This is a genomic window from Psychromonas hadalis ATCC BAA-638 (assembly GCF_000420245.1).
In the GTDB taxonomy this organism is placed as follows: Bacteria; Pseudomonadota; Gammaproteobacteria; order Enterobacterales; family Psychromonadaceae; genus Psychromonas; species Psychromonas hadalis.
Genome location: NZ_ATUO01000105.1, coordinates 1 through 13,519, shown reverse-complemented (window position 1 = coordinate 13,519; position 13,519 = coordinate 1). Strand labels below are relative to the sequence as shown.

At 37.6% G+C, this 13,519-nt stretch carries 8 protein-coding genes and 3 pseudogenes; 7 read left to right on the top strand and 4 right to left on the bottom strand.

The features are described from left to right. Positions 1-24 precede the first annotated feature (24 nt). Positions 25-390, bottom strand: a complete 366-nt coding sequence (locus G322_RS0112905; protein ID WP_022942177.1) for a peptidylprolyl isomerase — start codon at positions 388-390, stop codon at positions 25-27. Positions 391-431: 41 nt separating this feature from the next. Between G322_RS0112905 and htpX the strand changes: the two genes are divergently transcribed. The 5 genes from htpX to G322_RS0112875 all read left to right on the top strand — a co-directional run bounded on the left by htpX (position 432) and on the right by G322_RS0112875 (position 10,598). Next, positions 432-1,301 (top strand): protease HtpX, encoded by an 870-nt coding sequence (gene htpX, locus G322_RS0112900; RefSeq protein ID WP_022942176.1) that lies wholly within the window; start codon positions 432-434, stop codon positions 1,299-1,301. A 137-nt stretch (positions 1,302-1,438) separates the two neighbouring features. Beyond that, a complete protein-coding gene (locus G322_RS20765) occupies positions 1,439-2,416 on the top strand; it encodes an ABC transporter substrate-binding protein (RefSeq protein WP_022942175.1) in 978 nt (325 codons plus the stop codon). Beyond that, positions 2,409-4,883, top strand: coding sequence for a bifunctional diguanylate cyclase/phosphodiesterase (locus G322_RS0112885; protein WP_022942174.1), 2,475 nt, complete (start codon positions 2,409-2,411; stop codon positions 4,881-4,883). The genes G322_RS20765 and G322_RS0112885 overlap by 8 nt, the downstream gene beginning before the upstream one ends. A 25-nt stretch (positions 4,884-4,908) precedes the next feature. Next, entirely contained in the window at positions 4,909-6,627 is a 1,719-nt protein-coding gene (locus G322_RS0112880) for an autotransporter assembly complex protein TamA (protein WP_022942173.1), read from the top strand. 68 nt (positions 6,628-6,695) lie between these two features. Then, a complete protein-coding gene (locus tag G322_RS0112875; RefSeq protein WP_169337488.1) occupies positions 6,696-10,598 on the top strand; it encodes a translocation/assembly module TamB domain-containing protein in 3,903 nt (1,300 codons plus the stop codon). 1,457 nt (positions 10,599-12,055) lie between these two features. Here the strand turns inward: G322_RS0112875 and G322_RS21845 are convergent. Beyond that, a pseudogene (locus tag G322_RS21845) lies at positions 12,056-12,348 on the bottom strand (HigA family addiction module antitoxin). Continuing rightward, positions 12,348-12,470, bottom strand: a pseudogene (locus tag G322_RS22785) (type II toxin-antitoxin system RelE/ParE family toxin); the annotation flags it as partial. The pseudogenes G322_RS21845 and G322_RS22785, both read right to left, overlap by 1 nt. Positions 12,471-12,546: 76 nt before the next feature. Here G322_RS22785 and G322_RS0112860 point away from each other — a divergent pair. Further along, positions 12,547-12,831 (top strand): type II toxin-antitoxin system RelB/DinJ family antitoxin, encoded by a 285-nt coding sequence (locus tag G322_RS0112860; protein ID WP_022942170.1) that lies wholly within the window; start codon positions 12,547-12,549, stop codon positions 12,829-12,831. Beyond that, complete coding sequence (locus G322_RS0112855; protein WP_022942169.1) at positions 12,818-13,087, top strand: type II toxin-antitoxin system YafQ family toxin; 270 nt, start codon at positions 12,818-12,820, stop codon at positions 13,085-13,087. The genes G322_RS0112860 and G322_RS0112855 overlap by 14 nt, the downstream gene beginning before the upstream one ends. Before the next feature lie 135 nt (positions 13,088-13,222). Here G322_RS0112855 and G322_RS0112850 read toward each other — a convergent pair. Beyond that, positions 13,223-13,519: pseudogene (locus G322_RS0112850) on the bottom strand (transposase); the annotation flags it as partial.

Here is a 13,519-nt window from a genome sequence, read left to right as displayed (position 1 = left end):
CTTGTACTTCACTGAACGTTGATACTAGTCCTTACGCGCAGTCACTTCTAATAGGTGGTAACCAAATTGTGTTTTTACAGGGCCTTGTACTTCACCAATCGGCGCACTGAATACAACCGCATCAAACTCCGGTACCATCATACCCGGGCTAAATTCACCTAAATCGCCACCTGTCGCACCCGATGGGCAAGAGGAGTGCTTTTTTGCTACTTCTGTAAAATCACTACCCGCTTCAATTTCACTTTTAAGTGTTAAACAACTTTCTTCAGAGCTAACTAAAATATGACGTGCGCTTGCTAAAGCCATGAGACTTTCCTTTTTTGTTAAATAAAGGCGCACGATAAAGTAAAAATTGAGATCAATCAAACTTTTGCTTGCAAAAAACAGCATAAGCCATATTATGTCTCTCTATTTTATCCCTTGAGGTGTTTATGAAACGTATTGCTCTCTTTTTGATCACAAATTTAGCCGTTGTTTTGGTATTAGGCATTGTATTAAATGTTGTTTTTTCTCTTACCGGCATGGACTCTCGTAGTATTGGTGGCTTGTTAACACTCGCCATAGTATTTGGTTTTGGTGGCTCATTTATCTCTTTGGCAATGTCAAAGTGGATAGCAAAACGCAGTACCGGTGCCGTTGTGATTAAAACACCCGCTAACGAAACTGAATCGTGGTTAGTGAACACCGTGAAAGCGCAAGCCCAAAAGTCAGGTATTGATTGTCCTGAAATTGCCATTTATGACGCGCAAGATATCAATGCATTTGCAACAGGCATGAATAAAAACAAAGCATTAGTGGCCGTTAGTTCTGGCCTGTTAACGAGCATGACCCGTGATGAAGCAGAAGCCGTGCTTGCTCATGAAATTAGCCATATTGCCAGTGGTGATATGGTGACGCTTGCACTTATTCAAGGCGTGGTAAATACGTTTGTTATCTTTATTGCCCGTGTTATTGGCGGTTTTATTGATAACTTTATTAGCAGTAATGATGAAGAGTCATCAGGGCATGGCTTCTCATACTTTATTATTGTATTTGTTTTAGAAATGATATTTGGTGTGTTAGCAAGTACGATTGTGATGTACTACTCAAGAAAACGTGAGTTTAGTGCAGACTCTGGTGCCGCATCACTGGTGGGTAAAGAGAAGATGATTGCCGCCCTACAACGTTTACAAAAAGGCAGTGAGCCACAATTAGCAGGTAGTTTAATGGCATTTGGTATTTCAGGTAAACGCAGTGGCGGTCTGTTTATGTCACACCCTCCGTTAGAAGATCGTATCAAGGCATTACAAGCAAGTCGCTAATGTTGTAAATTAACCCCACAAATTGAGTAAAAACCGCTATTTGTCACTAAATAGCGGTTTTTTTGTATCTCACTTTCTGTCATGATCCACACTTATTATCTTCTGTTACGAGCCGTTTTATACGTGTTAGGTCTCTTATGAAAAAACGTACTGTTTTTGCTAACTTACTCGCACCGCTGCTATTTTCTGTTTTTCTTTTATCTGCTTGTAACCCTTATGAACGGCCTTTAACGGTGGGGGCTGCACCTTGGCCGAGTTTTGAATTTTTATTTCTTGCTGAACAATTAGGTTACCTGCCTGAAACGCAATACTCTCTCTTTGAGTTACCCTCTTCAACCAGTGTGATTCAAGCATTTCAAACAGGCAAGCTAGACGTTGCATTTCTCTCGTTAGATGAAGTATTAACACTGGTTGCATTAGGGATAAATTTAAAAATTGTCACGGTGATTGACCAATCTGTTGGTGGAGATGCTTTATTGGTGAAACCTGAAATAAAAACCTTACAAGATCTAAAATGGCGCTCCATTGGTTATGAAAACAAAGCCGCTGGCGCCTTGTTACTGGATGAAACCTTTACCCTTTCTGGATTAAATAATCAAACCATACAGTTAGTTGAAGTAAAACAGAGTGAAGCGAAAGATGTTTATATGCAGGGCAATATTGATGGTTTAATTGTGAGAGAGCCAGAAAAACAGCAATTATTAGCGCTTGGCGCGCGTGAGTTACTCAATTCAAGTGTGCTACAGCAACGTATTACCCATTTGATAGTGGTACGTGACGATATATTTGTCAGTAAAGAGCAACAAATCACCCACTTATTAAAGCAATATTATCAGGCCTATCACTATTACTTAAGCAATGAGAAAGATGCTATCACTACCATGGCGGTGCGCTTGCAGGTATACCCTTATCTTTTAGAAGCCTCATTTAAAGGCACTTTTTTTATTAAACCTAAAGATGCACTGATGCGACTTTCAGGATCGCCATCTAATATTGAACTACAAGCAAATCAACTTAGCCAATTCATGACAGAAAAAAATATGCTTGGGAAAATCCCCAATAATTTTAAGTCTATTATTACTACTCGAATTTTAGAGCGTGTTATTTATGAATAATATTAATAAGTTATCTCTTAATATTTTGATCCCTTCCATTCTGTTTTTAGTGTTTATTTTTTTACAGGGCAGTGTTTTTTTTTTAGAGTATCAACATGCACAAAAAAAACTGTATAACGAAAAAGCACAATATATCAAAGGGATTGCAGGAAATTTACAAACGACACTTTCTAACTCATTAATGCGTTTAGAAAAAGCACAGGCACAAAACATCGTTTCTGTTACTGCGCTTGATCAAAATTTTAAAACGATCGCCGTTGTCGATCATAATCAGCAGATTATATTAAGTAATACACTGCGCGATAAATATATGTTTGCAAAATTACAACTGGCACATTATGACGGCAAACTTTTGCAGCAAGTGATTGAAAAGAATGAGTTTATATTTCAGTACAATCAATTAACGCAAGACCTGATCGTTTATGCACCCTTACAGATGCTCTCTAAGGGTAATAGCTTAAATCGTAAATTTAATGGTCTTATTTTCATCCGCTACTCATTAACCAGTGCCATTACCGAATTACGTTATCAAGCACTTTTTTCACTGATAAAAATTGCAGTCACGCTACTGGTTAGTCTCTTTGTGCTTATTTACATTATCAATCGTTTTATCATTACACCACTCATTAAATTGGCAAAATCGAGTAAAATCTCAGACTTAAATTATCAAATTGAAGTTGATCAAACTGGCATGGGTGAGATAGGATCTTTACAGAGAACGTTTGCTGAGCTTGCTAATACGGTCGGGAAAAGGATTCGTGCGCTGTCTGCCAGCGAACAGCGATGGTTATATGCACTAAGTGGTGCAAGAGATGGTGTATGGGATTGGGACATAGAGCAAGACTGTGTTTATTATTCAGCGCGCTGGAAAGAGATGATTGGTTTTAAAAAAGAGGAGATTGAACATGATATTGAAGCATGGGAATCTCGTATCCACGAAGATGATCTTTTCTCGGTACTAAAAGAGTGGCAGTTGCATTTCTCTGGGAAAAATTCATTTTTTGAAAGTACGCACCGCATCCGCTGTCATAATGGAGAGTATCGTTGGATACTTAGCCGTGGGCAAACCATCTCGTGGGATATCCATGGATTGCCACTACGTGTTATCGGCACGACGGCAGATGTAAGTAAATATAAACAATCACAACAGAATTTGAGCCATCAAGCACAGTTTGATGAAGTGACACAACTTCCCAATCGAACTCAATTACTTAAACATATTGAACAAGAAAATGCTCGTGCTAAACATAATGATCTGCATGGCGCGATTATTTTTATTGAGTGTCACCAATATAAAACCATTAATGATCTGCTCGGACATTTTAAAGGTGATCAGTTACTGCATGCGGTTGCCAGGCGATTAGAAGAAGCCAAAACGGGGCCCGATTTTATCGCTCACCTCCACGGCAGTGAGTTTGTTGCTATTTTACCTGATTTACATCAGAACAGAGAACATGCGGCTGAAATGGCGCTTGCGTTTAGCAAAAAGTTAGACGAAAAATTAAAGCTCGCTTTTAATATTGATGAAGAGGTGATCATACTCTCATCTGCTTTTGGTATTGAACTTTTTCCATCGCAAGATACGGATGCGGATGACCTACTGCGTCAATCAGCAATGGCAATGAAATTTGCCAAAGAGAGCCAATTTAGTAATATCTCCTTTTTTGCCAAAGAGATTGAGCAGAAAATTAGAGCACGCCATATAATGCAAAAACAGATTCATTTTGGACTGGAAAATGATGAATTTAGTCTCTATTTTCAACCTCGCATTGATGCCGATGGACAATTAATTGGCGCAGAAGCGCTATCTCGTTGGTTACACAGTGCGCAAGGCTGGATAAATCCTGCTCAGTTTATTCCTGTTGCAGAAGACAGTGGGCTGATTTTACCACTGGGTGATTGGGTTATTAAAACCGCTTTTGAGCAACTCGCAAAATGGCAATTATTAGGTTTACCGGAAACATTCACCACGCTATCAATTAATGTTAGCCCCAAACAGTTATTACAAATAGGCTTTAGCGCATCGATTGAGCACCATCTTGCGCAAACCAAGGTTGATCCGAAACTGATTGAGATTGAGATCACCGAAGATGTATTATTAACCCATAAAGAACGGGTAATTGATAAACTTAATCAATTGCGTGCATTGGGGATCCGCTTTGCCATTGATGATTTTGGTACGGGTTACTCATCGTTCTCGTATTTAAGTGTACTGCCTGTTTCTACCTTGAAAATAGATCAGTCATTTATTGCCAATTTAATGGAAGACAATAATCAACAGGTCATTGTTAGCGCCATTATTAACATGGCGCAGTCATTACAGTTAGAGGTGGTTGCAGAAGGGGTCGAGTCTCAGGCGCAACTAGACTTTCTGATTGAGCAAGGTTGTACGCAGTTTCAAGGTTACTTAGTGGGCACGCCTATGGCACGCCAAGACTTTCAAACCCTTTTGTTTAAAAAACAGTAGATTTACAGAGCTTATATTTATAATAATGATGAAATATTTTTTACACTCACTACTTTTATTACTGTCCATTTTTTACAGTGCCTTTCTTGTTGCGGAGATTACGTTTTCTATCGACGGTATCTCTGGCGATGAAGAGAACAATGTCGCTGTCTATTTGGACGCTTTAGAAACACCTAAGAATGCCGATAACGAAGATTTTTTATTAGAAGTTAAAAAGTCAGCACAATCTGCTCTGACTGTTTTTGGTTATTATCAGCCAACTATTGATATCAATGTCAGTACCGAAGAAACATCACAAACGGTTTTTTTAGTGATTAACGTTGGTCCTGAAACATACATTACTGCATCAGATGTGAAAATATTAGGTGAGGGAAAAGACGCAGACCATTTTATATCACTACTGGAAACTTTCTTATTACGAGAAGGCTCGGTACTAAAACATGCACATTATGAATCAGCAAAAAGTAGTTTAAAAAGTTTAGCGCGTCGTTACGGTTATTTTGATGCAACGTTTGAAAAGTCTTATGTTGATGTATCTTCACTGACTAACAGCGCATCTGTTTATCTGTGGTTTAATACCGGCCCGCGTTACCAGTTTGGACAACTTGTTTTTACCTCTGCTCTACCCGCAAGTAAATTTGTGCTTAGTTTACTCAATTTTAAAGAGGGCGACCCTTTTGATACGCGGTTATTAAGTGAATTTAATACTGATTTAAGTGAAACAGGGTACTTTAAAAGCATTACCATTTTACCCGAGTTTAGTGAAAAACAGGGGTTACAGGTTCCTTTACACGTTATCGCAAACATGCGTCCACAAGACTCATTTAACGCCGGATTAGGTTATACAACGGATGAAGGGATACGAGGTAAATTTCGTTGGACGCGCCCTTGGGTAAACCAATATGGTCACTCTATTGAGGCCAATATAGTTGCTTCAATTCCAAAACAAGAAGCCTCTGCAACCTATAAAATCCCACTAGAAGATCCACTTTATAACTATTTTTCGTTGCAAACGGGTTATAAAATGTTAAATCAAAATGATACTGATACCACTCAGTATCTCTTTGGTATCAACCGTCATTGGCGTTTACAAAGTGATTGGGTACGTACACTGTTTATTCGCTATGAACATGAGCAGGGATTACAGGGACAACAAAATTTCAGTACTTCACTTATTATTCCAGGGATAAGCTTTAGTCGTACACGCACACGTGGTGGTATTAATACTACCTGGGGGGACAAAATAATGACCTCCTTGGAAGTATCAAATGAGTGGTGGTTATCCAGTGATGATCTGGTCAAGCTGTATGCCAAAAGTAAAATAATTCGCACCTATGGCGGGCATCAATTTGTTGCCTTGGCAGAGTTGGGGGCTATTCAAACCGACTCTATCTACAACGTGCCTTCATCAATGCGCTTTTTCACTGGTGGCGATCAAAGTATTCGTGGTTTTGACTACGACAGCATCGCCCCAGAAGACGCTGAAGGTTATCTTATTGGAGGACGTTATCTCGCTGTTGTCAGTGTAGAGTATCGTTTTCCCATTAGTGATAACTGGAAACTGGCACTGTTTACTGATATTGGTACTGCCACCGATGATTTTTCAGAAGTATTATCAAGTAGTGCGGGTACGGGGATCATTTGGGCATCACCTGTTGGCCCCATTCGCTTTTATATCGCAAAACCGATCACCAATGAGACCAACTCCTTTGCAATACATTTTATGATAGGGCCTGAGCTATGAGGCGGTTGCAGCGGTTTTTAAAAATTGGTGGTTTATCATTTATCTCATTACTTCTATTAAGTATGCTTTTGTTGAGTTTTTTACTGTTTACACACAGTGGTAATCAGCTCATATTAAAAACGGTAAAAGCTTTTGAATCGCGTTTATCCATTGAACTTATAGAGGGAAGCTTGCTATTTTCACCACGCTTTAAAAATATGAGTTGGCTTGATGGTGAAACAGAGATTCGAGTGAGTGCGCTTGATTACCAATTTGATTGGTCCTGTTTAGTTGATAAACTGTGTTTAAAAAGCGTCAATATTGATGATATTCAGGTAAAAATATCCGAGCCACAAGAGGCGGAGCAATCTCAAGAAGTTACAAATAACAAACCACTTGAGATTAATCTTCCTATTGAGCTAATCATTGAAGCGTTCAATGTGAGCAATGTTAATTTTGAGATGGGTGAGTTTGCGGTCACGCTTAAGCAACTTTCACTACACGCAAACGCACAGCAAAAAGATATCTCTTTAGCAACGCAGATAGAGGGTCTGTTGATCACATTAGCACCAAGTAATGTCGCGACGACCACGCCTAAAAAAACACACTCAAGCAGTAAAAAAAGACGCGATTTTACGATTGAGTCGTTGCCTGCAATCTTAACAAGTGAGATGTTACCTACGATTAAACTACCCATTAACCTTAATGTTGAACCCATTTTACTGACTAACGTTACAATTAAGCAGAATAAACAAACTCTTTTTTCGCTTAACCAATTACAAACAGCATTTAGCTTTAAAGATACTCAGTTAACTATTTCTCAATTCTCACTTGATCTGCCCGAAACCACACTTAACTTAACCGCCACGTTAAATTTTATTGATGATTACCCATTACAATTACACATTGATGGGCACGTTAAAAAGATAAAACAGTTGCAGCCTGAAAATCTCTTAACGGATTTAAATTACCAATTCAGTAGCCAAGGTAGCTTATCTTCACTCACCAGTGAGCTTATATTATCAAATAAAATTGATCTACAATTTAACAGCCATTTAGATCTTTTTGCAGAAAACTTGCCTCATACCATCAGCCTAAATTGGCAAAATATAGGCTGGCCATTAACAGGAGAAAAACAATATTCAGCAAAAAAGGGCCGTTTCAGCAGCCAAGGCTCATTGCTTAACCAGCATATTAATTTTCAAACTGATTACGCCTTAGCAAATTTACCCAGTGGAACAGTGAGCTTAAAAACAGAAGGGGACTTAAAGCACTTACAGATAGAGAGCCTAAAAATAGAAACATTAGGGGGAGAACTCGATTTTTCTGGGCTGTTAACGTGGCAAGAAAAAATAAATTGGCTGGGCCAATTAAAGATAACCGATATCGATTTGCAACAGTTTAAAAGCAGTTATGATGGACAGTTTTCAGGTATTATCAAACAACAATTAGCACTGACACTTTATGAAAATAGCCCCCCTGAATGGCAATTTAACTTTCCAACATTAGCCATCAATGGACAGTTATTAAAACGGCCATTAACGATTGCAGGTAAAATTTATGGCGATGATAAAAAGGGCATTACATTTGAAGCGTTAACGATTAATAATGCAGAAAACCGTTTTGTGGTTAATGGTCTTGTCGCGCAACAAAGTGATCTTAACATTTCTCTCAATATTGTTGATTTAAGTCACGCCGTGTTAGCCACAACAGGGAAGATCAGTGGCAATATCAATCTTACAGGATCCCAAGACGCACTGAAAATATCAACTGAATTAACGGCAGAAGCGCTTTCTTATCAGCAATATAACCTTGAAAAAATAGTGCTGAGTAGTGAATTGCTACTCAGTGACAAACCACAACTCAGCTTACACCTCAATGCCGATAAACTCAGTATCGAAAAACAACTGATTGATGAAATTAAACTGCAAGTGTCGAATAAAAGTGTCACAGAAAAAAACGTTCGCCATCATATTGAATTAACGATTAAAAGTGAACTTATCTCAACGAATTTAGCGCTGTTTTTAACACAAACCGAAAAAAAATTATTAATACAATTAAACCAAGCACATCTCTATTTACCTCATCAAACCTTAACGTTGGAAACGCCTTTTGAAGTAATATCGGAGCAAGATAAAATTCAATTAACAGCGCACTGTTGGCAAGCAAGCACCGATAACACAGTGACAAAGAAGCAAGTGGGAAAACTGTGCATTAAACAGTTTAATGTTGGTGAGTCAGGGGAAGTCATTTTTGATATCGATAACTATCTGCTCGCGAATGTGAATCCATTTTTACCTGAGCAGTTTAAAATGGCAGGTAAAATCTCTGCCAATGCGGATATAAAATGGCAGAAAGACAGCAAACCAGACTTCGTAATAACACTTTTTTCCGATGATATGTTATTTAAAATTAGTGATGATACAAAATCAAAAACCTTTATTAACTACCCAATGACGCAGTTTAATGTCGATATAAAAGGCAGTAAACAACAAGTCGCATTCAATACCAATATTTTTGCAGATAACTTAATTGATGTGCAACTAAAAGGGCACTTGTTACCTTATCAACCGCAGCCCAGTATCGACGCTAACGTGGTAATTAATCTCCCTGATTTTTCACTTTTTCAACCTTTAATACCGCATATAGAAGTATTAAAAGGAGCATTAAAAAGTAACCTTCAAATTACCGGCAAGCTAAAAAAACCAACCGTTAATGGCGCAATACAGATAACGAATGGTGAGATAAGCAGTGCCCGTTTACCGATGAAAATTACAGAGTTACATAGCACTATTGAAATAAAAGAGACTCATGCAACATTGCTAGGTACGTTTAGTAGTCGTGATAGTAATACCCTTGCGGAAAAAACAGCGGATATTCCGCTGCTCACGAATACACTGAATATTTTTGATAAGTCGCTTAAAAAAGTCAGTGATACAATCACGCACCGTCTCATCATCAAAAACACAGAAGAAATTATTAGCAAAAACAGCCAGATTGCAGGCAGAGCAACGTTAAAAGGGCAGTTTGATTGGGCAAATAAACTACAGGGTAAGCTGCATTTTTATGCTCATAAACTAGAAATATATGACTATGGAAAAATTGATCTGTTATTAAGCCCTGATATTCATATTTTGGTTAATGAGCAGATCAAAGTGAATGGTGAATTATATATTGATAAGGGAAAAATTATTGTAAAAGAGTTACCTACAGGTGCAATTTCTCAATCAAAAGACATTGTAGTGATCGATATAGAAAAAGAGGAAGTAGCCCCCAATTTACCTCTTGTTATTGATCTCAGTGTTGATACAGGAAAAAATTTCCAAATCGTCGCGTTAGGTTTAGATACCTTTATTGAGGGGAAATTACGCATTAAAAAGAGATTAAATAAAGATTTAACCATCAATGGTGAACTTAATTTTGTGGATGGAAGTTATCGTTCATTAGGGCAACAGTTGATACTGCAAAAAAGCCGTGTGGTTTTTCAAGGCGCACCAGAATCACCTTATTTAAAAATAGAAGCAATTCGCGATCCCAGTAAAGTTGAAGACAATGTAATTGCAGGTGTACGTGTAACCGGGACACCAGACGCATTAGAGTTAGTGATATTTTCAGAGCCAGCCATGGCACAGCAAGAAGCATTATCTTATTTAACACGCGGGCAATCCTTAAATAGTTCATCAGACAGTAGCACCATGGCAAATATGCTGATTGATATTGCAGCCGGACAATCCGGAGGACTCATGAGTAGCATTGGTGAAGAAGTTGGCATTAAAGATTTGTCACTTTCATCAAGTGGCACAGGAGATGAACAATCTGTTGGTGTGCGCGGTGAAATCGCGCCCGGCGTTGAGATAAGTTATGGCGTAGGCGTATTTGATAATTTCTCTATTTTTGCCATCCGTTATGAAATGTTTGAACAGTTTTATATCGAAGCATCCAGTGGTTTAAACCAAGCCATCGATGCATATTATGAATGGGACTGGGATTAGCTACCAGCCTAGCCTTACCAAACACGTAACTGCGCATAATCTATATTATGTTAAATAAGAGTTATATTCCCCCTTTATATCATGGTGTTATAGATATTTATATTTGGTTCTTATGCTATTGAACATAATCGTATTTAACATAAAATGTATAACATACTGTTAGCTATTCTTTTTTTCGCACTTTGCAGATGCTCGTCGTTAAGGCGCTAAATCCGGCTCTGCAATTTAAGACAAGATCTTTTATTTGAAAATTTCGGTTTTTGTATACTTAATAAACCAATATATTGTATATTATCAGTATGTTAGGCTCATTCATTCGTATCAATAATTTCTTGAAACCCTTACCGTTATTGACGCTAAGTACCATTTCGAATGATTTCTAGACGCTCTGTGTTGAAATCTGGCGTTGAGTTAAGGTATTTCCCTTATTAAATAAAAGCTACGCGACAAACTTTCTGATAAAAATCTTTTAAATTTTTTTTGTTAAACTTGCTTTAAGTCTTGCCAAATAATATGAAAATATTTCTGATAAATTTGTTTGGTGAACTGCTAGATGGTTTTTACAATTTTGTTCACCGCTCTCTCTAATATCGTTTACTGACATGCTATCTGATTTTTCGGTAAACTCGTTTGCAAGTTTCGTTGTAAACCAAGATTGATATAATTAAACAGTTCATCGGTTAGTGCACTGCTTAGTATTAATTCACTTTCATTTTTGTACGCAACAATTTTTCTAGCTTCTGAATATAACGCAGATACTAAATTAATTGCGGCGTGATCCATTTCATTATCAGAATAAAAGTTAACGGCATCTTCGCCATTCTTTTGAGGTGTAGTTGGTTGATATAACTAGTGTAATACAGCTTTCATTTTATTTAAATCATGTCATAATCTTCTGAACTCAAATTCTGTTTGGTTATTATTTTTAAGCTTGGGAATGTTTACCCACCCTGCCGCTGTTTTTAATTTTACTTGCCAACTGTTTTAGTTCCGTTTAAATTGCTTGTTAGTTGCCTTTTGGACAACCCTACCGTCAGCAATAACTTGCTGATTTTATGTAACTTTACCTTTTATAGGGTTCAGAAAATAGTACCAATATTTGAAAACATGGCGTACTCAAGGTTTAACAAACAGAAACTGAAAACAGAATTTCCGCTAGTGATCAAAACCAAGATAATGGAGCCTTAGTTAACTTTGAATTACGCTATTAAACATTGTACTGGCGACTATTAGCAAATAGTAATTCACAACGGAATGAGCGTATTTGAAACAACCACAACGCACCAATTTACGAACGTTAAACAACTCACCAAAACTAAAAGTCACAATGCAAAAACTAAATAGTGCAATAAGATTAAGGCATACTAACGCCTCGTTAAGCGGAGAAAAATGGTTGGCTATAATCGCGTAGCGATGGCCAACTGTTTTTATTCCGTTTAAACGACTTGTTATATTTTTTATGCCACGGCGAAATTTACAAAGTGGACATTGTTTAAGTTAACTTCTTGTTTTGCATGCCAAAGATCATAGTTATCTTGCATTGAAAGCCAACTTCTGGTGTTCTGCCGATTGCTTTTGACAAACGAAGTGCCATTTCAGGAGAAATAGCACTTTGACCTTTTAGAACACGCCTCAAAGTAGAAGAAGCTACGTCCAATTGTTTTGCTAAATAGCGACAACTAAAGCCAGCAGGTTCTAAATACACATCGTAAATGAACTCTCCAGGATGTGGTGGATTATGCATATTCATTAGTGAGAGTCCTCATAGTTGAGAATGTAAGCATTACCATCGATAAACTCAAAAGTAATGCGCCAATTACCGTTTACAGTAATAGACCAAATCCCGTCTCGATTGCCTTTTAATGGATGCAATTAGTCACTTGTTATGTGTTTTTTGCTACCATTTGCTATACAATGTATTACAAAGCAAGCTAAATAGGAACTTAAAATGAAAACAGAAATGCTCACAACTCGTATCGACCATGACACTAAATTGGCATTTACTCATATTTGTGATGAAGTCGGTCTAAGCCCATCACAAGCAATCAAGCTATTTGCTCGTGCAGTCATAAATTATGGCGGGATTCCTTTTGAATTGAAAGCAAAACAACCTAACTCCATGACAATAACAGCAATTCAAGAGTTATCACAAGGATTAGGACAAAAATCAGAAAGTGTTTCTCAGTTAATTTCAGAATTAACTGAAGGTAAAGTGACTAATGTTAATTCTTGATTATTCAACTCAATTTAAAAAAGACTTTAAGAAAATAACAAAGTTACCAATCCCAGAGATTATTGAAGTTGGTAACGTTATTTCTACACTTCAAAAAGGACTGCTTCTTGAAGCTAAATATGTAGATCATGCTTTATCAGGAAATTGGAATAACTTTAGAGATTGCCACATAAAGCCTGATTTAGTTCTTATTTACCGTATACATGAGACTTATTTACAACTTGCTAGAATTGGCTCACATAACGATATATTTTAGCCTCACGAAACACATAACGCCGCAATAAGCGGACAAAAGTAGTTGGCTATACTTGTTGAGGAACGAAACAAAGCCAACTGTTTTTGTTCCGTTTAATTGCCTTGTTAAGCGGTTACTAGCTAACTTTCAATTTGCTTACAAGATACGGGCGAGTTTATGAGCCGTTGCAACTGCGGTGCAATTGAAACTTTTTCTCTCTCTTAATTGGCAAATCCATTGATTTAATGCATCCTGCTTTTTACCCGCATGATTAGTCCATGGATAAGCATTTTGCGCAAATATCTGTCACCACGCTTGCTGATCCCACCCATGACGCTCTTATTACCCGAAGCAAACTGTTTTGGGGTAATACCTAACCAAACAGCAAACTCTTTAGCAGTCGCAAAAGCGTGTCCATTACCTATTGATGCAATAAAAGCGGATGCATTGAGG

What these genes read in the sequence shown, in the direction of transcription:
- G322_RS20765 (WP_022942175.1), top strand. Translation starts at nt 1,439, where the DNA reads ATGAAAAAACGTACTGTTTTTGCTAACTTACTCGCACCGCTGCTATTT.
- G322_RS0112885 (WP_022942174.1), top strand. Translation starts at nt 2,409, where the DNA reads ATGAATAATATTAATAAGTTATCTCTTAATATTTTGATCCCTTCCATT.
- G322_RS0112860 (WP_022942170.1), top strand. Translation starts at nt 12,547, where the DNA reads ATGAAAACAGAAATGCTCACAACTCGTATCGACCATGACACTAAATTG.
- G322_RS0112905 (WP_022942177.1), bottom strand. Translation starts at nt 390, where the DNA reads ATGCTGTTTTTTGCAAGCAAAAGTTTGATTGATCTCAATTTTTACTTT.
- G322_RS0112855 (WP_022942169.1), top strand. Translation starts at nt 12,818, where the DNA reads ATGTTAATTCTTGATTATTCAACTCAATTTAAAAAAGACTTTAAGAAA.
- htpX (WP_022942176.1), top strand. Translation starts at nt 432, where the DNA reads ATGAAACGTATTGCTCTCTTTTTGATCACAAATTTAGCCGTTGTTTTG.
- G322_RS0112880 (WP_022942173.1), top strand. Translation starts at nt 4,909, where the DNA reads ATGATGAAATATTTTTTACACTCACTACTTTTATTACTGTCCATTTTT.